21 protein-coding genes and 1 other RNA gene are annotated in these 20,249 nt (G+C 62.5%); 7 read left to right on the top strand and 15 right to left on the bottom strand.

Features of this window, described 5'->3' with window-relative positions:
- Positions 1 to 155: 155 nt before the first annotated feature.
- The 6 genes from ACIPW4_RS26750 to ACIPW4_RS26725 all read right to left on the bottom strand — a co-directional run bounded on the left by ACIPW4_RS26750 (position 156) and on the right by ACIPW4_RS26725 (position 6,173).
- Positions 156 to 1,157, bottom strand: coding sequence for an extracellular solute-binding protein (locus tag ACIPW4_RS26750; protein WP_400663545.1), 1,002 nt, complete (start codon positions 1,155 to 1,157; stop codon positions 156 to 158).
- A 202-nt stretch (positions 1,158 to 1,359) separates the two neighbouring features.
- Positions 1,360 to 2,577, bottom strand: a complete 1,218-nt coding sequence (locus ACIPW4_RS26745; RefSeq protein ID WP_400663553.1) for a 2-octaprenyl-3-methyl-6-methoxy-1,4-benzoquinol hydroxylase — start codon at positions 2,575 to 2,577, stop codon at positions 1,360 to 1,362.
- Between the two features lie 9 nt (positions 2,578 to 2,586).
- Entirely contained in the window at positions 2,587 to 3,069 is a 483-nt protein-coding gene (locus ACIPW4_RS26740) for a DUF4442 domain-containing protein (RefSeq protein WP_400663542.1), read from the bottom strand.
- A complete protein-coding gene (gene ubiH / locus ACIPW4_RS26735) occupies positions 3,066 to 4,265 on the bottom strand; it encodes a 2-octaprenyl-6-methoxyphenyl hydroxylase (protein WP_400663539.1) in 1,200 nt (399 codons plus the stop codon). Before ubiH ends, ACIPW4_RS26740 begins: the two co-directional genes overlap by 4 nt.
- Entirely contained in the window at positions 4,262 to 5,596 is a 1,335-nt protein-coding gene (gene pepP, locus ACIPW4_RS26730; RefSeq protein ID WP_400663536.1) for a Xaa-Pro aminopeptidase, read from the bottom strand. Before pepP ends, ubiH begins: the two co-directional genes overlap by 4 nt.
- A 22-nt stretch (positions 5,597 to 5,618) precedes the next feature.
- The gene (locus ACIPW4_RS26725) at positions 5,619 to 6,173 is read right to left on the bottom strand and encodes a YecA family protein (protein ID WP_400663533.1); all 555 of its coding nucleotides are present in this window, start codon (positions 6,171 to 6,173) and stop codon (positions 5,619 to 5,621) included.
- A 182-nt stretch (positions 6,174 to 6,355) separates the two neighbouring features.
- On the opposite strand from ACIPW4_RS26725, the gene ACIPW4_RS26720 reads away from it, so the two are divergent.
- From ACIPW4_RS26720 to ACIPW4_RS26705, 4 genes are all read left to right on the top strand, one after another.
- The gene (locus ACIPW4_RS26720) at positions 6,356 to 6,538 is read left to right on the top strand and encodes a TIGR02449 family protein (protein WP_029886233.1); all 183 of its coding nucleotides are present in this window, start codon (positions 6,356 to 6,358) and stop codon (positions 6,536 to 6,538) included.
- On the top strand, positions 6,535 to 6,855 hold the full coding sequence (locus ACIPW4_RS26715; protein ID WP_400663530.1) for a cell division protein ZapA: 321 nt from the start codon (positions 6,535 to 6,537) through the stop codon (positions 6,853 to 6,855). Before ACIPW4_RS26720 ends, ACIPW4_RS26715 begins: the two co-directional genes overlap by 4 nt.
- A 17-nt stretch (positions 6,856 to 6,872) precedes the next feature.
- Positions 6,873 to 7,052: non-coding RNA, 6S RNA (gene ssrS, locus ACIPW4_RS26710), on the top strand.
- Between the two features lie 56 nt (positions 7,053 to 7,108).
- Positions 7,109 to 7,717, top strand: coding sequence for a 5-formyltetrahydrofolate cyclo-ligase (locus ACIPW4_RS26705; RefSeq protein WP_400663527.1), 609 nt, complete (start codon positions 7,109 to 7,111; stop codon positions 7,715 to 7,717).
- Positions 7,718 to 7,737: 20 nt separating this feature from the next.
- On the opposite strand, the gene ACIPW4_RS26700 is transcribed toward ACIPW4_RS26705, so the two are convergent.
- On the bottom strand, positions 7,738 to 7,887 hold the full coding sequence (locus tag ACIPW4_RS26700; RefSeq protein ID WP_165837333.1) for a hypothetical protein: 150 nt from the start codon (positions 7,885 to 7,887) through the stop codon (positions 7,738 to 7,740).
- Positions 7,888 to 8,065: 178 nt separating this feature from the next.
- Here ACIPW4_RS26700 and ACIPW4_RS26695 point away from each other — a divergent pair, with 178 nt between their 5' ends.
- A complete protein-coding gene (locus tag ACIPW4_RS26695) occupies positions 8,066 to 8,518 on the top strand; it encodes an EVE domain-containing protein (protein ID WP_400663523.1) in 453 nt (150 codons plus the stop codon).
- A gap of 153 nt (positions 8,519 to 8,671) precedes the next feature.
- On the opposite strand, the gene ACIPW4_RS26690 is transcribed toward ACIPW4_RS26695, so the two are convergent.
- Together ACIPW4_RS26690 and ACIPW4_RS26685 are read right to left on the bottom strand one after the other, a co-directional pair.
- The gene (locus tag ACIPW4_RS26690; RefSeq protein WP_400663549.1) at positions 8,672 to 9,073 is read right to left on the bottom strand and encodes a type II toxin-antitoxin system PemK/MazF family toxin; all 402 of its coding nucleotides are present in this window, start codon (positions 9,071 to 9,073) and stop codon (positions 8,672 to 8,674) included.
- Between the two features lie 167 nt (positions 9,074 to 9,240).
- The gene (locus tag ACIPW4_RS26685) at positions 9,241 to 9,648 is read right to left on the bottom strand and encodes a flagellar basal body-associated protein FliL (protein WP_400663520.1); all 408 of its coding nucleotides are present in this window, start codon (positions 9,646 to 9,648) and stop codon (positions 9,241 to 9,243) included.
- 157 nt (positions 9,649 to 9,805) lie between these two features.
- Between ACIPW4_RS26685 and ACIPW4_RS26680 the strand changes: the two genes are divergently transcribed.
- Positions 9,806 to 10,783 (top strand): NADPH:quinone oxidoreductase family protein, encoded by a 978-nt coding sequence (locus ACIPW4_RS26680; RefSeq protein WP_400663518.1) that lies wholly within the window; start codon positions 9,806 to 9,808, stop codon positions 10,781 to 10,783.
- A gap of 51 nt (positions 10,784 to 10,834) precedes the next feature.
- Here ACIPW4_RS26680 and ACIPW4_RS26675 read toward each other — a convergent pair whose 3' ends face one another.
- The 5 genes from ACIPW4_RS26675 to trxA all read right to left on the bottom strand — a co-directional run bounded on the left by ACIPW4_RS26675 (position 10,835) and on the right by trxA (position 16,207).
- On the bottom strand, positions 10,835 to 11,485 hold the full coding sequence (locus ACIPW4_RS26675) for a gamma-glutamylcyclotransferase (RefSeq protein ID WP_400663515.1): 651 nt from the start codon (positions 11,483 to 11,485) through the stop codon (positions 10,835 to 10,837).
- A 246-nt stretch (positions 11,486 to 11,731) separates the two neighbouring features.
- The gene (locus ACIPW4_RS26670; protein ID WP_400663512.1) at positions 11,732 to 12,700 is read right to left on the bottom strand and encodes a CDP-6-deoxy-delta-3,4-glucoseen reductase; all 969 of its coding nucleotides are present in this window, start codon (positions 12,698 to 12,700) and stop codon (positions 11,732 to 11,734) included.
- Positions 12,700 to 14,166 carry a 4-hydroxy-3-polyprenylbenzoate decarboxylase gene (gene ubiD / locus ACIPW4_RS26665; protein WP_400663510.1) on the bottom strand — a complete coding sequence of 489 codons (1,467 nt, stop codon included), beginning with the start codon at positions 14,164 to 14,166 and terminating at the stop codon, positions 12,700 to 12,702. The genes ACIPW4_RS26670 and ubiD overlap by 1 nt, the downstream gene beginning before the upstream one ends.
- A gap of 203 nt (positions 14,167 to 14,369) precedes the next feature.
- Entirely contained in the window at positions 14,370 to 15,629 is a 1,260-nt protein-coding gene (gene rho / locus ACIPW4_RS26660; protein ID WP_003253661.1) for a transcription termination factor Rho, read from the bottom strand.
- A 248-nt stretch (positions 15,630 to 15,877) separates the two neighbouring features.
- Entirely contained in the window at positions 15,878 to 16,207 is a 330-nt protein-coding gene (gene trxA / locus ACIPW4_RS26655; RefSeq protein WP_400663508.1) for a thioredoxin TrxA, read from the bottom strand.
- 242 nt (positions 16,208 to 16,449) lie between these two features.
- Here trxA and ppx point away from each other — a divergent pair, with 242 nt between their 5' ends.
- The gene (ppx, locus tag ACIPW4_RS26650) at positions 16,450 to 17,952 is read left to right on the top strand and encodes an exopolyphosphatase (protein ID WP_400663505.1); all 1,503 of its coding nucleotides are present in this window, start codon (positions 16,450 to 16,452) and stop codon (positions 17,950 to 17,952) included.
- Here the strand turns inward: ppx and ppk1 are convergent.
- On the bottom strand, positions 17,939 to 20,170 hold the full coding sequence (gene ppk1 / locus ACIPW4_RS26645) for a polyphosphate kinase 1 (RefSeq protein WP_400663503.1): 2,232 nt from the start codon (positions 20,168 to 20,170) through the stop codon (positions 17,939 to 17,941). The genes ppx and ppk1 overlap by 14 nt on opposite strands.
- Between the last annotated feature and the right edge of the window lie 79 nt (positions 20,171 to 20,249).

The raw sequence follows: 20,249 nt of genomic DNA, 5'->3' as shown, positions 1-20,249 counted from the left end.
GTTTGGGGGCTTTTTTATGTTCTGTGGGGGTGTTTGGCGCGGGGTTGGGGGGGGTGGGGGGGGGGCCCCGCCCCCCCGGGTTGGGGTTATTTTGGGGGGCGCGGCCACGCCCGCGAAGAGGCCCTTGCAGGCCCCGAAAGCTTAAAGCCTGTTGCTCAATTCCAGCCAGCCCGATCCATCAGGCGAATGGCCTCGGCCTGGCGCTTGCCAGCCACTTCCACCGGAATGCTGTCGGCCTTGAAGCTGCCCCACGCCGCCACTTCAGCCGATGGCTTGACCTTAGGGTTGGCCGGGAATTCCTGGTTGATGTCGGCGAACAGCTTCTGTGCCTCCTCACCGGTCATCCACTCGACCAGCTTCGTGGCCGCTTCCGGGTGCGGTGCATGCTTGGTCAGGCCGATGCCCGACAAGTTGACGTGGACACCACGGTCGCCCTGATTGGGCCAGAAGATCTTCACCGGCAGTGTCGGGTTCTGCGCATGCAGACGGCCGTAGTAGTAGGTGTTGACCACGCCGACATCGCACTGCCCGGCCCCGATGGCCTGGATCACGGCGTTGTCGTCGGAGAACACATCGGTGGACAGGTTGCCGACCCAGCCTTTGACGATCTGCTCGGTCTTGGCCTCGCCGTGGTTCTCGATCAGCGTGGCCGTCAGCGACTGGTTGTACACCTTCTTCGCCGTGCGCAGGCACAGGCGGCCTTCCCAGTGCTTGTCGGCAAGGGCTTCGTAGGTGGTCAGCTCGGCCGGTTTGACCCGCTCGGTGGAGTAGACGATGGTCCGCGCGCGCAGGCTCAGGCCGGTCCAGTCGTGGGACGAAGCGCGGTACTGCGGCGGGATGTTCTGGTCGATGATGGCCGACTTGATCGGCTGCAGGATGCCCATCTGCTCGGCCTGCCAGAGGTTGCCGGCATCGACGGTGAGCAGCAGGTCGGCCACACCGTTCTCGCCCTCTGCCTTGATGCGCTGCATCAGCGGGGCTTCCTTGTCGGTGATGAATTTGACCTTGACCCCGGTCTTGGCGGTATAGGCGTCGAAAACCGGCTTGATCAGCTCGTCGATGCGCGAGGAGTACACCACCACTTCGTCCGCTGCCTGGGCGGTGCCGCCGAACAGGGCCAGGGCCAGAGCGGCCAGTAGGGGCTTGCGTGGCAACATGGAATGCACTCCTCGGGTCGTATGAGAGGCGTAAATGGTAGTGAATCCCATTTTCCAGCTCATCCTCCGAGCAGTTACCGGATGTTGCAGGGGGGCCGCTGTGCGGCCCTTTCGCGACACAAGGCCGCTCCTACAAGGAACCGCGATCTCCTGTAGGAGCGGCCTTGTGTCGCGAAAGGGCTGCAAAGCAGCCCCGGCAATCTCAGGCCTTGGCCAGCTCAGGCAGGTCCCCGGTCAGGCCCAAGGCCTGCCTCACGAACATCGCCTTGGCCTCCGGCATCTGCTCCACCAGCTTCAAGCCGCTGTTACGCAACCAGCGCAACGGCAGTGGATTGGCCTGGAACAACCGTTCGAACCCTTCCATCGCCGCCATCAACGCCAGGTTGTGCGGCATGCGCCGGCGCTCATAACGGCTGAGCACTTTCACATCCGCCAACCGCTCACCGCGCTCGCAGGCATTCACCAGCACCTCGGCCAGCACTGCGGCATCGAGGAAGCCCAGGTTGACGCCCTGCCCGGCCAACGGGTGGATGGTGTGCGCGGCATCGCCGATCAACACCAGCCCTTCGTCCACGTAGCGCTTGGCATGGCGCTGGCGCAACGGCACGCAGACGCGTGGGTCGGCCTCCAGCACATCACCCAGACGCCCCTCGAAGGCGCGCTCCAGGGCCCTGAGGAAGGCCTGGTCATCCAGCGCCATGATCTGCTCGGCCTGCTCCGGGGTAGTCGACCAGACGATCGAGCACCAGTCCTGCTTGCCATCGCGCAACAACGGCAGGAACGCCAACGGCCCCTCATCGGTGAAGCGCTGCCAGGCAGTGGCCTGGTGTGAAGCACCGCAGCGCACGCTGGTGACGATCGCATGGTGCAGGTAATCCCATTCACGGGTCTGGCAACCGGCCAGGCGCCGCACCGCCGAATTGGCGCCATCGGCGGCCACCACCAGCGGTGTGCGCAGCTGGCGACCATCGGCCAGGGTCAGCAGCCATTCGTCACCGGAGCGGCGTAGCTGCTCAAGACGCGCATTGGGCAGCAGGCCAATGTCGCTGTCGTGCAGGCGCTCCAGCAGGCCGTCCTGTACCACCCGGTTCTCGACGATATGGCCGAGCACCTGGGCATGCACGCTGGCGGCCGAAAAGTGAATCTGACCGGTGCCGCTTCCGTCCCAGACATGCATGTCGGAATACGGCGACACACGCCGGCTGGCGATGCCCTCCCAGGCACCGAGGCGTTCGAGAATACGCTGGCTTGCCGCCGACAAGGCACTGACCCGCGGCTCGAACGGCGCCACGGCATCGAACGGTTTGACCGACAGCGGGCCGCCATCGAGCAGAAGAATTTCCAGGCCGCTGTGGCGAAGCGCCAAGGCCAGGGCGCTGCCGACCATACCGGCACCGACAATCAACAGATCTGCGCGCATTTCCATGCCTTACGCCTGCCTCGCTTGCGGCTTGAGCCGCACGTATAGGGTTTTATCGACCCGTGCCACCAGCTCGCCGGCTTCGTCACGGATATCGACCTGCACATGCGGCAGGTATTTCTTGCCGCTGGCGGTCTGCTGGCGAATTTCATCCAGCAGCGCGTCGTCGACATGGAATTCGGCGTACACCGTGCCCTTGCCCGGGGCGATGAAGTCGATGCTGGCGGCCTTGTCCCAGACGATGTACTCGCGGCCCAGCTGCTCGATCAGCAACAACATGTAAAACGGGTCGACCATCGAATACAGGCTGCCGCCAAACTGGGTGCCGACATAGTTGCGGTTCCAGCGGGTCAGCTTCATGCGGACCTTGACGCTGCGCATGTCAGGGCTGATGCGCTGGATGTGGATACCGGCACCGAGGTAAGGCGGGTAGAGGTTCAGCAACCAGCGCAACATGCGCGCCCGACGCGCCAGCCGGCGCGGGTTGCTCATGCCTGGCCCCGCGGGTCGGGGCGGGTGCCGAGGCCCATGGCCTGGCGGGCGAACCAGCTTTTTGCCGGTGGCAGCAGGTCGAGCCCGAGCAGGCCGATATTGCGCCCTGCTGCCATCAGCGGCTGATTGCTGCCGAACAGGCGGGTAACCTGGTCGGAGAAGCCGATGGTCAGGGCCTGGTCCAGACGCTGGCGCTGGCGATAAGCCTGCAGCGTGGCCAGGTCGCCCGGGTGCTGCGGGCCTGCCAGCAATGCATCGGCCAGCGATTGCACGTCACGCAGCGACAGGTTGAAGCCCTGGCCGGCAATCGGGTGCAGGCTGTGCGCCGCATTGCCCAGCACCACCAGGTGCGGGCGTACCTGCTCTTCGGCTTCGATCAGCGCAAGCGGGTAGAGATGCCGGGCACCGACCTGGCGCAGGGCGCCAAGGCGGTAGCCGAATGCATCCTGCAATTCACGCAGGAAACTGCGTTCGTCGATGTCGGCAAGGCGCCGGGCATCCATCCCCTGCCGCGTCCAGACCAGCGCGCAGCGGTTTTCCGGCAACGGCAGCAAGGCCATCGGGCCTTGCTCGGTGAAACGCTCGAAGGCTTGGCCGCGATGGGCCTCGCCCGGGGTGATATTGGCGATCAGCGCGCTCTGTTCGTACGGTGTGCGGCGCACATGGATGCCCAGCTGCTCGCGCAGACCCGAGCGGCCACCATCGGCCAGTACGGCGAGGTCGCATTCCAGGCGGGTGTCGTCGTCCAGCAGCAGGCAGTAGCCACCCTCGGTGGCCTGCATCGCCTTCACTTCGGCCGGGCAGCGCCAGCTCACCACCTCGCTGTCCAGCCCCTGCCACAGGCATTGGCCAAGCCAGGCATTCTCCACCACGTAACCCAAGGCCGGCACGCCCTCTTCCATGGCATCCAGCCGGGTAGCGCCGAAGCGGCCGCGGTCGGAAACCTGGATCTGCCGGATCGGCTCGGCGCGCGGGCTGATGGTTTGCCACAGGCCAAGGTGCTGGTAGATCTGCCGGGTGCCGAACGACAGCGCCGAAGAGCGTGCATCGTAGCTGGGCTGAAAGCTGTCGCCGGGCGCAAACGGCTCGATCAGCAGGATTTTCCAGCCACGTGCCTTGGCGCCGGCCTGCAGGGCCAGGGCCAGGCTCGCGCCGACCAGGCCGCCGCCGATGATCGCGATGTTGACCCGGTTCATGCCGCGTCCTTGCGCGCGGCCTGCATCAGCGCCTCGATCTCGGCGACCGTGCGGGGCACGCCCGAGGTCAGAATCTCACAACCTTGCCTGGTCACTACCACGTCATCCTCGATCCTGATACCGATGCCACGCCATTTCTTCGCGACATCCTGGTTGTCGGCGGCAATGTAGATGCCCGGCTCGACAGTCAGCGCCATGCCCGGCTCCAGCACCCGCCACTCGCCACCGACCTTGTATTCGCCGACGTCGTGCACATCCATGCCCAGCCAGTGCCCCGCGCGGTGCATGTAGAAGGCCCGGTAGGCCTCGCTGTCGATCAGCGCCTGCACTTCACCCTTGAGCAGGCCGAGTTCCACCAGCCCCTCGGTGATGACCCGCACGGTGGCCTCGTGGGCGTGGTTCCAGTGCTTGCCCGGTGCGATCTCGGCAAAGGCCGCAGCCTGGGCCTTGAGCACCAGCTCGTAGATGGCCTTCTGCTCGGGCGAAAAGCGCCCGCTGACCGGGAAGGTGCGGGTGATGTCGCTGGCGTAGCAGTCGATCTCGCAACCGGCATCGATCAGCACCAGGTCGCCGTCCTTGAGCGGGGCGTCGTTCTGCTGATAGTGCAGAATGCAGCCATTGCGCCCGGCCGCGACGATCGAGCCGTAGGCCGGCATCTTCGCCCCTCCCTTGCGGAACTCGTAGTCCAGCTCCGCTTCCAGGCTGTATTCATGCAGCCCGGCCCGGCAGGCCTGCATGGCCCGCACGTGGGCGCGCGCAGAGATATCCGCAGCGGCACGCATCACTTTCACTTCCGCTGCCGATTTATACAGGCGCATGTCGTGCAGCAGATGATCCAGCGCAACGAACTCGTTCGGCGGCTGGGCGCCGAGACGCGCCTTGGAGCGGATCACGTTGATCCAGTCCATCAACCGGCGGTCGAACTCAGGGTTGCTGCCCATGGCGCTGTAGACCCGCTCGCGGCCTTCGATCAGCCCCGGCAGGATCTCGTCGATATCGGTGATCGGGAACGCGTCATCCGCGCCGAAGTCGCGTACCGCGCCTTCCTGGCCGGCACGCAGGCCGTCCCATTGCTCACGTTCAGGGTTGCGCTCGCGGCAGAACAGCACGTACTCGCCATGCTCGCGCCCCGGGATCAGGGCGATCACTGCCTCAGGCTCGGGGAAGCCGCTGAGGTACTGGAAATCGCTGTCCTGGCGGTACACGTGCTCGACATCGCGGTTGCGGATGGCAACCGCGGCAGCCGGCAGGATGGCAATGCTGTTGGGGACCATCTGCGCCATCAGCGCCTTGCGCCGACGGGCATACTCGGCCTTGGGTATGTGGCTCATGGGCAGAACTACCCCCGGTTGATCAGTGCAGCGAAGGTTTTGGCGCGGGTGCGGCAGGCGTTGCCAGCTCCGTGAACAGCAAAAGCGGTGCGACGCGCAGGTACTCCATGACTTCCATGTAGTCGCTCTCGCCGTCTTCCGACTCCTCGAGTGCTTCCTGAACCTGGGAAATAGCCACCAGGTCCTGCAGCACTTCCTTGGCTTCGTCAGACAGGTCCTTGCCACCGGTGTTCAGGCCGAAGCCGGTGATGAAGCCCTGGCACCACTGGCCCAGTGCTTCGGCGCGATCGGCGAGTGCGGCATCGTCGCTGGGCAGCAGCAGGACGATGGCCATCTCTTCGCTGTCCAACTCGCCCTTGACCATCTCTTGCAGGCCGATGAGCGCGTTGCGCACGGTATCACCGGGTTCGGTCTCCAGCAGTTGGGCGGCATCGGCCAGCCAGGCATCGGCATCGAAGCCTGCACCGGCGCAGCTGCGCCCGATCAGCAGGCCGTGCAGCTCGGCAGGGGATACAGGGTGGCCATTGCTGGAGAGCAGCATGGCGAAGGCAACATAAGGCGATTGGGTATTAGGCATGGTCGGCTAGGCGCCAGACGGCGCATTTGACTAGAATGAAGACCTTGTATCCTAGCACCGGCAGGCGCGCCAAGACCATCGGCACTGGCCGCCGCTGCGCAGGGAGAGGCATCATCGCAGGGTGATTCAACGACGGAGCGAATCGAGTGCAACCCACGCAAGAGAACGACCTGCAAGCGCTGATGAGCCGGTTCGAGTTGCTGATTGAACGCGTCGAGCAACTAAAACGGCAAAATGCACTCCTAGTTGCTCAGGAAAAATCCTGGCGCGAGGAGCGCGCCCACCTCATCGAAAAGAACGAGATCGCCAAGCGCAAGGTCGAGTCGATGATTTTACGCCTGAAGGCCCTGGAGCAAGACTCATGAGTTCAAGCAATAGCGTCACCGTGCAGATCCTCGACAAGGAGTATTCGATCATCTGCCCGCCGGAAGAGCGCAACAACCTGGTCAGCGCCGCGCGCTACCTGGATGGCAAGATGCGCGAGATCCGCAGCAGCGGCAAGGTGATCGGCGCCGATCGCATTGCGGTCATGGCGGCGTTGAATATCACTCACGAGATGCTGCACCGCCAGGAAGATCGCGCCGACGCGCCGGTGAGCGGTACCAACCGTGAACAGGTGCGTGACCTGCTGGAGCGGGTCGATCAGGCTTTGTCCGACGATGCGGGTACCAAAAACGGCTGAGATTGGTATACTGGCGCCACTCCCTGGGGGATGCGCCAGTCGGTTATGTCCCTGAGCCGATACGCACAACCACGGGGGTTGCACGCTGGGGCCGGTGTGCATGTCCGCCCGACGGAAAGCCTTAACGCCCCCTGCAATCTCCACCTTGAACTTTCGGGTTCAAGGGCTACACCGATAGCGGTCTTATCGGGGAGCCTGATTCTTCCTGCCCAGTGCTCAGCTGGGCAATCCGACACCTGGGATCGCCAGTGCCATGACTGAAACTGCGCCGCTCACCCGCCCCCAGCTTCGTCGCCTGCTTCGCAATGCCCGCCGCGCCCTCACGCCCGCCCAGCAGCTCCAGGCCTCCCGCGGCCTGTATCGCCAGCTGGCGCAGCACCCACTATTCCGTCGCGCCCGGCATATCGCGCTGTATTTGCCCAATGACGGTGAAATCGACCCACGCCTGTTGCTGCGCGAGGCCCAGCGCCGAGGCAAACGCACTTACCTGCCGGTACTGCATGCCTGGCCGCGCACGCGCATGGTGTTCCAGCGTTTCGAACAAGGCGAGAAACTCAAGCGCAACCGCTTCCGTATTCCCGAGCCGATCACCGACCGGCGTCGCCAGCGTCCGATCTGGTCGCTGGACCTGATTCTGCTGCCGCTGGTCGGCTTCGATGAAGTCGGCGGGCGCCTGGGCATGGGCGGGGGCTTCTATGACCGCAGCCTGGCCTACCAGGCACGCCGCAAGACCTGGAAAAAACCGCTGCTGCTGGGCCTGGCGCATGAATGCCAGAAGGTCGAGCGGCTGACGCAGGCCAGTTGGGATGTACCCCTGCAGGGCACGGTCAGCGACCGTGGCTGGTACCTGGCGCCGAACTGAACGGCGTTTGCGAGGGGATATCAGCGTTGCTGCGGGTTGGCGTCGACCGGCGTCTGATAGGCGGTATCCAGCTTGCGCTCCCAGATGCCCTGGGCGTAACCGGTGGTGACCACACCAAGGCCAAAGATGAAGACCAGGATCCACAGTAGATCCGGTTTGCGTTGATTCATCGAAGAATGCCCCCCTAGGCATACGTTCAGTCTCGGCGACCTTCTAGGTGCCGCCGGAGTGTCTAGCTTTAAAATCGGCGCATTTTCCGACAACCTGAGGCATCACGCAAACGTTGACGCCAACCGGCTGTCGGTTTCGTGCAACAGGTTATTTCAAACCATTTCAGGAGCAGCATCCATGGCCTATTGGCTGATGAAATCCGAGCCCGACGAGCTCTCGATCGAAGGCCTCGGCCGCCTGGGCGAGGCACGCTGGGATGGCGTACGCAACTACCAGGCGCGCAATTTCATGCGGGCCATGAGCGTAGGTGATGAGTTCTTCTTTTACCACTCCAGTTGCCCGCAGCCGGGCATCGCCGGTATCGCCCGCATCACTGCGGCGGCTTATCCGGATCCGACGGCCCTGGATCCGCAAAGCCATTACTTCGATGCCAAGGCCAGTGCCGAGAAGAACACGTGGAGTGCAGTGGACGTGGCTCACGTAAAGACCTTCAGGCAAGTGCTGGGGCTGGGCTTGCTGAAGCAACAGAGTGCGCTGGCAGAGTTGCCACTGGTGCAGAAAGGCACGCGGTTGTCGGTGATGCCGGTAACTGAAGAGCAGTGGGCGGCAATTATCGCGCTGGCGCGCTGAACCGCTCTCAAGTATTCCATAAAGACAAAGGGCGCCTCGCGGCGCCCTACTCGCAGACAGGTAGACTTGTTATCGCCTTATACCTGCCCGGCTCTGTAATTGCTGGATAGTCCAGGATCCGCAGAGTCTCACTAGCCCCTCTCGGGAACGCGCTCAGTATGGTACATCCTGTCCCCTACTGACAACTGTCCGCACTGTTGCTGGATGTGTGAAGCCGAGCGCATAACCGACAGCTTCCCGCACAGCGGCGAAATGCTCTGGCTGCATCGACAACACCACATACTCTCGACCACCGCCTCGGCGCGACTTGATACGACACCTGTCCAACCTGGATATGGAGACGGTGTAAACCATGTCGCACTTGGCCCAGCATGCCAAAGCAGAGCCTGGAAGATAGCTGGGCAGTACGACATGATGCCTGGCCAACCGCTCAGGCTCCGTCGTGCTCAGCGGTACTATCGTGACCAGTTGTTGATTGTGGTTATGCTTGCGAATGACAACGACCGGTCGAACCTTGACCATCTCAGGTACCTGAAACCCTGAGAAGTCGCACATCAGAACAGTCGCTTCCTTCGGCTGATACTTCAATGGCATTGCCAATTTCTCTCGAACATCTCAACCATGCGCAATCTAGCGTGGTAGAGACATCACGAATCGAAAATTAGCAGACCTACCTGAAAGATAGATTTCTCCTACGCCATAGGCGCCACGGCAAAATCAAATCACTGCACAATCAAGTTATTGAACAGCAGATCCTCGACAATCGGCTTGCCCTCTTCCGCCTCCATCACCTGCTGCACCTGCTTCAACGCTTCCTGGCGCAGCTTTTCCTTGGCGTCGACGTTGCTCATGCTATCGACAGTCTGCTGGGTGAACAGCGCCACCAGCTGGTTGCGGATCAGCGGCTCCTGATGCTTTACCGCAGCCGCCGCCGCATCACCGGTCACGCGCAGGGCCACATCGGCCTTGTACACCCGCAGCTTGGGGCTGCCATCGAGAGCATAATTGCCGACAAAGGGCGGGCTCAGGCTGATGTAGGAAACCTTTGGTGTACCTTCTTCCTTGCCTTCCTCGGCCATGGCCGCCGCTGGCAGCATCAGCGCCAGCACCATCAAGATCCACGCTTTCACGAATTCACTCCTAAAAACAGTTGGCGCCAGATTACCCAGCCTGTTGCTCAAACCCAAGCCCCGGCTTATGCCAGCACATCAGGGCGGGCCATGCTCGTTGACCCGGCAGGCGACCCTCCTACACTTATCGGCCACTACACGCAAAGGAATAGCCCCGATGAAAGCTGTGTTGTGCAAAACCCTGGGTCCGGCTCGCGACCTGGTGCTTGAGGACGTGGCCAGCCCAGTGCCGAAGAAGAACGAGATCCTGCTCGATGTCCGCGCTGCCGGGGTCAACTTTCCCGACACGCTGATCATCGAAGGCAAATATCAGTTCCAGCCACCCCTGCCCTTTTCGCCGGGTGGCGAGGCCGCAGGCGTGGTCGCTGCAGTCGGCGAACGTGCAGGCACCTTCAAGGCAGGCGATCGGGTGATGGCCCTGACCGGCTGGGGCGCGTTCGCCGAGCAGGTGGCGGTGCCGTTCTACAACGTGATGCCGATTCCCGAGCACATGGATTTTGCCACTGCCGCCGCGTTCGGCATGACCTATGGCACCTCTATGCATGCACTCAAGCAGCGCGGCCGGCTGCAACCTGGAGAAACGCTGCTGGTGCTCGGTGCCTCCGGCGGCGTGGGCCTGGCTGCTGTGGAAATCGGCAAGGCGATGGGTGCGAAGGTCATCGCCGCCGCCAGCAGCGCCAAAAAACTCGCCGTTGCCAAGGCCGCCGGGGCTGACGAGCTCATCGACTATAGCCAGGCCAGCCTGAAGGAAGAGATCAAGCGCCTGACCGGTGGCCAGGGCGTCGATGTGATCTACGACCCGGTCGGCGGCGAACTGTTCGACCAGGCAGTACGGGGGCTGGCGTGGCAAGGCAGGCTGCTGGTGGTGGGCTTTGCCAGCGGGACGATCCCGCAGATGGCCGCCAACCTGGTGCTGCTCAAGGGGGCGGCGGTGCTTGGGGTGTTCTGGGGCGCGTTTGCCCAGCGCCAGCCAGCGGACAACGCGGCGAACTTCCAGCAGTTGTTTGCCTGGCATGCCGAGGGCAAGTTGAAGCCGCTGGTGTCGAAGACTTATCCACTGGCTGAAGCCGGGGCTGCCATTGACGAACTGGGGCAACGGCGGGCGGTGGGCAAGTTGGTGGTGCTGGCCAGGTAAGACAGGTCTGGCCTCTTCGCGGGTTTATCCGCGAAGAGGCCGCCATCTTTATCAGAGCTCTCGAAGGTTATGGCAGCGCCTGAACCGCGCCTCTAGGTTGCGATCCGGCATCTGATGGCTGCGCAACGCATTCAATGTCTGCTCGACATAATCCCGCGTGCTGCCATAACGCCCCTTGGCGCTGGCCAGAATCTGGCTGAGCAACGTATCCGGCAGGTTGCCCGCATAGCACGGCAGGTGCCGCTCCAGCACGAACCCCAGCGCCTGCACCTTGCTGCCATCACCCAGCCGGCAGCTGAGCCAATGTGGCCGATACGCCGGGTAAGGCATCTCCCGCTGCCACAGGGCCATCAGCGAATCATCGAGATCGCTTTCATCGAGCCGGTAGGCAAACCCACTGCAAGAGCCGCCGCGATCAAGGCCAAAGACCAGGCCGGGCGTTTCCGGCGTACCCCGGTGCTCGTGCGACCACAGGTACAACCCGCGGTGATAGCCATGTACCCGCGCCCGTTGGCGTTCCACGGAGTTGCACTCCGGGCGCCAGATCAATGAGCCATAGGCAAATAACCAGACAGGGCCACCTTCATGGCGAGACATGGTCAAGTGCATGGAATTGAGCAATTGCTCACGGGTCAGTTGCTGACCGAAGTCGAGCGTCGGCGGATAAGCAACTTCCCAGGACAAACTTTCAAGTGCCGACATAAGCTGCCGCCATTATTCCCTGTGTACTACGCATAAAGCGGGAGGCGCTGATGGCGCGGCCTGCGCAGCCGCGCCAAGGGCGCTTGCAGTAACCATAGGATAGAAATACGCCAATACTCAAGTCCCAGGAACAATGTTTCACGCACGGTTCCGACGACTGGGAAGTATTGTTTCAATGGCCGCGAAAGTTAATGGCCAAGGCGGTAACAATGACCGCCTTATACCCGCTACTTCAAACTTCGGTTATTAACCGCGTGGTGCGTAGGCAAACACATCGGCGCGCATGCGGTGCGCATCCATGCCGGCCTCGACCAGGGCGTCGAGGGTGGCGTAAACCATGTTCGGCGAACCACTGGCATAAACATGCACGGTATTGAGGTCTTCCACATCCTCGCACACGGCCTCATGCAGCATGCCGCAACGCCCTTCCCAGCCACACAGGTCGCTGACTACCTTGTGCAGGAACAGGTTGGGCAAGCGCTCCCATTCAGCCCAGTGCTCGATGCTGTAGAAGTCTTCCGGGCGGCGCACCCCCCAATACAGGTGCACCGGGTGCTTGAAGCCCTGGGCGCGACAATGTTCGACCAGGCTGTGCATCTGGCCCATGCCGGTGCCAGCGGCAATCAGCACCAGCGGCCCGTCAGGCAACTCGGCAAGGTGGGTATCGCCGAATGGCATTTCGATACGTGCTACGCGGTCACGCTGCAGCTGTGCCAGCAACTGCTGGGAGCTGGCTTCACGGCCCAGCACATGCAACTCAAGTTCTCGCCCGGAATGCGGTGCAGAGGCCAGCGAGAAGGCCGCCGGCTTGCCGCCTTCGCGCTCGATCATCAGGTACTGCCCTGCATGGTAGCGCGGCGCTTTGCCGGCCGGCGCGCGCAGGCGCACGCGCCAGACGTCGCCACCGACCTCGACGCATTCGCTTACGCTGCATGCCAGCTTGCGCACTGGCAGCTCACCGAGGGCGAGCACACCATCCCAGAGCAACACACAGTCCTCCAGCGGTTCGGCAATGCAGGTAAACAACTCGCCATGGTCACGGACTTGACCGTCCTGACGCACGCTTCCTTCGACCAACAACGCGGCGCAGACATGGCAATTGCCATTGCGGCAGCTGTTCGGGCAGTCATAGCCCAGCCGCCGTGCTCCATCCAGGATCCGTTCTCCGGGTTCGAGCGCCAGCACCGCCCCGGACGGCTGCAACGTTACCTGCATCAATCTATTCCCAACTGATCCCACAGCTCATCGATACGGCGGGTGACGGCCTCGTCCTTGACGATGACCCGGCCCCATTCGCGTGTAGTCTCGCCCGGCCACTTGTGCGTAGCGTCCAGGCCCATCTTCGACCCCAGCCCCGATACCGGCGACGCGAAGTCCAGGTAGTCGATCGGCGTGTTGTCGATCATCACCGTATCACGCTTGGGGTCCATGCGCGTGGTGATGGCCCAGATCACATCGTTCCAGTCGCGGGCGTTGATGTCGTCGTCGGTGACGATAACGAACTTGGTGTACATGAACTGTCGCAGGAACGACCACACACCCAGCATCACGCGCTTGGCGTGCCCCGGGTACTGCTTTTTCATGGTCACCACCGCCATGCGGTACGAGCAGCCTTCCGGCGGCAGGTAGAAATCGACGATTTCCGGGAACTGCTTCTGCAGGATCGGCACGAACACTTCATTCAGCGCCACGCCCAGGATCGCCGGCTCATCGGGCGGCCGGCCGGTGTAGGTGCTGTGATAGATCGGCTTCTGCCGGTGGGTGATGCGCTCGACGGTGAACACCGGGAAGCTGTCCACTTCATTGTAGTAGCCGGTATGGTCGCCATACGGACCTTCCGGGGCCATTTCGCCTGGGTGAATCACGCCTTCAAGGATGATTTCGGCGGTGGCCGGCACCTGCAAGTTGCTGCCACGGCACTTGACCAGCTCGGTGCGGTTGCCGCGCAGCAGCCCGGCAAAAGCGTACTCGGAGAGGGTATCCGGCACCGGTGTAACGGCGCCAAGGATGGTGGCCGGGTCAGCCCCCAGGGCCACGGCGACCGGGAATGGCTGGCCGGGGTTCTTTTCACACCACTCGCGATAATCCAGCGCGCCGCCACGGTGGCTCAGCCAGCGCATGATCACCTTGTTGCGGCCGATCACCTGCTGGCGGTAGATGCCCAGGTTCTGGCGGTCCTTGTTCGGGCCGCGAGTCACGGTCAGGCCCCAGGTAATCAGCGGCGCCACGTCGCCCGGCCAGCAGTGCTGGATCGGCAGCAGGCCGAGGTCGACGTCATCGCCCTCGATGACCACTTCCTGGCACACCGCATCCTTGACCACTTTCGGCGCCATCGACACGACTTTCTTGAAGATCGGCAGCTTGGACCAGGCGTCCTTCAGGCCTTTCGGCGGCTCCGGCTCCTTGAGGAAAGCCAGCAGCTTGCCGATCTCGCGCAGTTCATCGACCGACTCGGCGCCCATGCCCATGGCCACGCGCTCTGGCGTGCCGAACAGGTTGCCCAGTACCGGGATGTCGAAGCCGGTAGGCTTTTCGAACAACAAGGCCGGACCCTTGGCGCGCAGGGTGCGGTCGCAGACCTCGGTCATTTCCAGGACAGGGGAAATCGGAACCTGGATGCGCTTGAGTTCACCGCGCTGCTCCAGGCCACGGATGAAGTCGCGCAAATCGCGATACTGCATGCATGAGCCTCGTATTGGCCGTATCGGTCGGGGTGCAGAGTGTAGCGCCGTTCGAGCTTTGTTTGGGGGCAAAAATGCATTGGGGCCGCTTCGCAGCCCTTCGCGGGCACGCCCGCTCCCACAAGGATCGCACTGAACCTGTGGGAGCGGGCGTGCCCGCGAAGGGGCGCGAAGCGGCCCCAATCAGTTCCGGCTTGAAACGCTTACTTGCGCTTCATCGACAGGAAGAACTCGTCGTTGGTCTTGGTCTGCTTGAGTTTGTCGACCAGGAACTCGATGGCAGCGATCTCGTCCATCGGGTGCAGCAGCTTGCGCAGGATCCACATACGCTGCAGTTCGTCGTCAGCGGTCAGCAGCTCTTCGCGACGGGTACCCGAACGGTTGATGTTGATGGCCGGGAACACACGCTTTTCAGCGATGCGACGGTCCAGGGGCAGCTCCATGTTGCCTGTGCCCTTGAACTCTTCGTAGATCACTTCGTCCATCTTCGAGCCGGTTTCGACCAGCGCGGTGGCGATGATGGTCAGCGAACCGCCTTCCTCGATGTTGCGCGCGGCGCCGAAGAAACGCTTCGGTTTCTCCAGGGCGTGGGCGTCGACACCACCGGTCAGCACCTTGCCGGAGCTCGGGATCACGGTGTTGTAGGCACGCGCCAGACGGGTGATGGAGTCCAGCAGAATGACCACGTCCTTCTTGTGCTCGACCAGGCGCTTGGCCTTCTCGATGACCATTTCGGCAACCTGCACGTGGCGGGTTGGCGGCTCGTCGAAGGTCGAGGCAACCACTTCGCCGCGCACAGTGCGCTGCATTTCGGTCACTTCTTCCGGGCGTTCGTCGATCAGCAGGACGATCAGGTGGCACTCGGGGTTGTTACGGGTGATGTTCGCCGCGATGTTCTGCAGCATGATGGTCTTGCCGGCTTTCGGCGGCGCGACGATCAGGCCACGCTGGCCTTTGCCGATCGGAGCGCACAGGTCGATCACGCGACCGGTAAGGTCTTCGGTGGAGCCGTTGCCGGCTTCCATCTTCAGGCGCTTGTTCGGGAACAGCGGCGTCAGGTTTTCGAAGAGGATCTTGTTCTTCGCGTTTTCCGGACGGTCGAAGTTGATGGTGTCGACCTTCAGCAGCGCGAAGTAACGCTCCCCTTCCTTCGGTGGGCGGATCTTGCCGACGATGGTGTCGCCGGTACGCAGGTTGAAACGGCGGATCTGGCTTGGCGAGACGTAGATGTCGTCGGGGCCGGCCAGGTAGGACGCATCAGCCGAACGCAGGAAACCGAAACCATCCTGGAGAATCTCCAGCACGCCGTCACCCGAGATCTCTTCGCCGCTTTTCGCGTGCTTCTTCAGCAGGGCGAAAATCACGTCCTGTTTGCGCGAACGGGCCATGTTTTCGATGCCCATCTGTTCGGCCATTTCCAAAAGATCGGTAATCGGCTTTTGCTTGAGTTCAGTCAGGTTCATAAGGGGAATGACGTAATCATGTAAGAAGGGAGAATTAAGCTTTGGCTTAATGAGGCCGCGCCGCTAGATGGCGACAGGATCGCGTACTGATTCGAATTAGGGATGCTTCGGCGACGGCGTGTAGAGGGCACTGGAGAAGCAGTGCGAGGCCGAATGTAACACTTGCTTTTTTCGACGTCTAGTGGTTTTGACCGGGTAAATCGTGCCCTGAGGATAAAAAAAGCCCCGCATTTGCGGGGCTCTCTACATCACAGGTGGGCGTCGAGGAACGCGGCCAGCTGCGATTTGGACAGTGCGCCGACCTTGGTGGCTTCGACGTTGCCGTTCTTGAACAGCATCAGTGTCGGGATGCCACGCACGCCGTGCTTGGCCGGGGTTTCCTGGTTTTCGTCGATGTTCAGCTTGGCGACGGTCAGTTTGCCCTCGTAGGAAGCGGCGATGTCGTCCAGAACCGGAGCGATCATCTTGCATGGACCGCACCATTCAGCCCAGTAGTCGACCAGTACCGCGCCTTCGGCCTTCAGGACTTCGGCTTCGAAGGTAGCGTCGGTGACGTGTTTGATCAGATCGCTGCTCATGGATATCTCCAGGGTCGTAAGCAAAAAAACGTGGCCCATGATAGCCGCACCCACGCCCTACAGGAAGTCACGGACGATTGAGTGTAACTATAGTTGTGCAAGACGCCGCGAATCGAAACTGTCACACAAGTGTCATAGCATGGAATGGCACATTGCCTTGCATCAATGCCCGGTGTGGTGCGCGTTGGCGTCAGCCAAGGATCGTGGCACGATTGCCGGGTTATCGACCGAGAACACACAGAATGCCGCATACCTCCGCGAAGAACCTGTCCCTGATCGCCGCCATCGACTTGGGCTCCAACAGCTTCCATATGGTCGTGGCCAAGGCTCACCACACCGAGATCCGCATTCTCGAGCGGCTCGGCGAAAAGGTTCAGCTGGCCGCCGGCATCGACGAAGAGCGCAAGCTCAGCGAAGAAGCCATGGAACGAGGCCTGGAATGCCTCAAGCGTTTTGCCCAACTGATCAACGGCATGCCGGCAGGCTCCGTGCGCATCGTCGGCACCAACGCCCTGCGCGAAGCGCGCAACCGCAACGTATTCATTCAGCGTGCCGAAGCCATCCTCGGCCACCCGGTGGAGGTCATCTCCGGCCGTGAAGAGGCGCGCCTGATCTACCTCGGCGTCTCGCACACCCTGGCCGACACCCCCGGCAAACGCCTGGTCGCCGACATCGGCGGCGGCAGTACCGAGTTCATCATCGGCCAGCGGTTCGAGCCGCTGCTGCGCGAGAGCCTTCAAATGGGCTGCGTGAGTTTCACCCAGCGCTACTTCCGCGACGGCAAGGTCACCCCGGCGCGCTATGCCCAGGCTTACACCGCTGCACGCCTGGAGCTGATGAGCATCGAAAACGCCCTGCATCGCCTGACCTGGGACGAGGCCATCGGTTCTTCCGGCACCATCCGCGCCATCGGCGCCGCAATCAAGGCCGGTGGCCTGGGCAACGGTGAGGTCAATGCCGAGGGCCTGGCCTGGGTCAAGCGCAAGCTGTTCAAGCTGGGCGAAGTCGACAAGATCGACTTCGAGGGCGTCAAACCGGACAGGCGCACCATCTTCCCGGCAGGCCTGGCGATTCTCGAGGCGATCTTCGATGCCCTGGAACTGCAGCGAATGGACCACTGCGACGGCGCCCTGCGCGAAGGTGTGCTGTTCGACCTGCTGGGCCGTCACCATCACGAAGATGTGCGCGAGCGCACCTTGAATTCGCTGATGGAGCGCTATCACGTCGACCAAGGGCAGGCCGCGCGCGTAGAGCGCAAGGCACTGCATGCGTTTGACCAGGTGGCCGCACATTGGGATCTGGAAGAAGGCAACTGGCGCGATCTTCTCGGCTGGGCTGCCAAGATTCACGAAATCGGCCTGGATATCGCGCATTATCACTACCACAAGCACGGCGCCTACCTGATCGAGCACTCCGACCTGTCGGGTTTCTCACGCGAAGACCAGCAGATGATGGCCTTGCTGGTGCGCGGCCACCGCCGCAACATCCCCAAGGACAAGTTTGCCGAACTGGGTGAGGAAGGGGTGAAACTGCTGCGTCTTTGCGCGCTGCTGCGTTTTGCCATCCTGTTCCACCACATTCGTGGCACCCAGCAGATGCCCAAGGTGCTGCTCAAGGCCAACGGAGACAGCCTTGATGTGGCGTTCCCGGATGGCTGGCTGGAACAGAACCAGCTGACCCAGGCCGACTTCGCCAACGAGGCGGAGTGGCTGGCCCGGGTCGGCTTCGTCCTCAGCGTACGTTGAGGAGCGGGTTGCTCAGGCGCTCCAGCAGGGTCGCCTGGGCACTGCGCGGGTTCTGGTTGCCGGTCGGGGTGCTGCGCACATAGCGCCCGTCTGGCTGCAAGGTCCAGGCGTGAGTGTTGTCGGTCAGGTAACCTTCCAGCTCCTTCTTCACCCGCAGCAACAGCTTCTTGCCCTCTACCGGGAAGCACGTCTCGACGCGCTTGTCGAGGTTGCGCTCCATCCAGTCGGCGCTGGACAGGTAAATCTGCTCTTCGCCACCGTTGAGGAAGTAGAACACCCGCGTGTGCTCGAGGAAGCGGCCGATGATCGAGCGCACCTGAATGTTGTGGGAAACCCCGGGAATGCCTGGGCGCAGGCAGCACATGCCACGCACGACCAGATCAATCCTCACGCCCGACTGGCTGGCCTTGTACAGCGCCTTGATGACTTTGGCATCGGTCAGCGAGTTGAACTTGGCGATGATGTGCGCGGGCTTGCCCTCCAGGGCAAACTGGGTCTCCCGGGCGATCATGTCGAGCATGCCCTTTTTCAGGGTGAACGGCGCGTGCAGCAGCTTTTTCATGCGCAGGGTCTTGCCCATGCCGATCAGCTGGCTGAACAGCTTGCCGACGTCCTCGGTGAGGGCGTCGTCGGAGGTCAGCAGGCTGTAGTCGGTGTACAGGCGGGCGTTGCCGGCGTGGTAGTTGCCGGTACCCAGGTGCGCGTAACGCACGATTTCGCCCTGCTCGCGGCGCAAGATCAGCATCATCTTGGCGTGGGTCTTGAAGCCGACCACGCCGTAGATCACCACCGCACCGGCCGCTTGCAGGCGGCTGGCCATCTGCAGGTTGGACTCTTCATCGAAGCGCGCGCGCAGTTCGATCACCGCAGTGACCTCCTTGCCGTTACGCGCCGCGTCCACCAACGCATCCACGATCTCCGAGTTGGCCCCGGAACGGTAAAGGGTCTGGCGCACGGCGAGTACATGCGGGTCCTTGGCCGCCTGGCGCAGCAAGTCGATCACCGGGGTGAAGGACTCGAACGGGTGCATCAGCAGGATGTCCTGCTTGCCGATCACGCTGAAGATGTTGTCGGCGTTCTGCAGCAACTTGGGGATCGCCGGGGTGAACGGCGTGTATTGCAGCTCTGGGTGGCTGTCCAGACCGGTGATGCTGAACAGGCGAGTCAGGTTGACCGGGCCATTGACCTGATACAGCTCGCTCTCGCTCAGGCTGAACTGCTTGAGCAGGTAGTCCGACAGGTGTTTCGGGCAGGTGTCGGCTACTTCCAGGCGCACGGCATCGCCGTAGCGGCGCGAGAACAGCTCGCCGCGCAGGGCGCGGGCGAGGTCGTCGACCTCTTCGGAATCCAGCGCCAGGTCGGCGTTACGGGTCAGGCGGAACTGGTAGCAGCCCTTCACCTTCATGCCCTGGAACAGGTCATCGGCGTGGGCGTGGATCATCGACGACAGGAAGACATAATTGTCGCCTGGGCCACCAACCTCTTCCGGCACACGAATGACACGCGGCAGCAGGCGTGGGGCGGGAATGATCGCCAGGCCCGAATCGCGGCCAAAGGCGTCGACACCTTCAAGCTCGACGATGAAGTTCAGGCTCTTGTTCACCAGCAGCGGGAACGGGTGGGTCGGGTCGAGGCCGATCGGGGTGATGATCGGCGCGATCTCGTCACGGAAGAAGCGGCGCACCCAGGTTTTGAGCTTGGGCGTCCAGTAGCGGCGACGGATGAAGCGGATGGCGTGCTTTTCCAGCTCTGGCAGCAGCACGTCGTTGAGGATCGCGTACTGACGGTCCACTTCGATATGCACCAGCTCGCTGATGCGCGCCAGCGCCTGGTGCGGCTGCAGGCCATCGGCGCCGGCAAGCTCGCGGGCAAAGTTGATCTGCTTCTTCAGGCCGGCGACGCGGATCTCGAAGAATTCGTCGAGGTTGCTGGAGAAGATCAGCAGGAATTTGAGGCGTTCGAGCAGCGGATACGATTCGTCCAGCGCCTGCTCCAGCACGCGGATGTTGAACTGCAGCTGCGAGAGTTCGCGATGAATGTACAGGCTGCTGTCGTCCAGGCTCGGGACGGCGATGGCCGGCGCCGGCGCGGGGGCCGGGGCGGCGGTTTCAACCACCGGCTCCACGACCTCTGGCAGGTCTGGCGGAGTCTGTACCATCTCTTCTGGGACCGCCTGGGCATCCTTGATCGCGACAGGGGTTAGCACTTCATTATTCATCTGACGTTCCTGAGGACGTTAACGCCCTATGATCAATTGAGCGGCAAGATAAGCGCCCATTATGACGACTGTGTTACAG

It is taken from the genome of Pseudomonas sp. NPDC089996 (assembly GCF_044748405.1).
Classification (GTDB): Bacteria; Pseudomonadota; Gammaproteobacteria; order Pseudomonadales; family Pseudomonadaceae; genus Aquipseudomonas.
The sequence above is the reverse complement of the archived record's forward strand: the minus strand, read 5'-3'. Positions and strand labels throughout refer to the sequence as shown.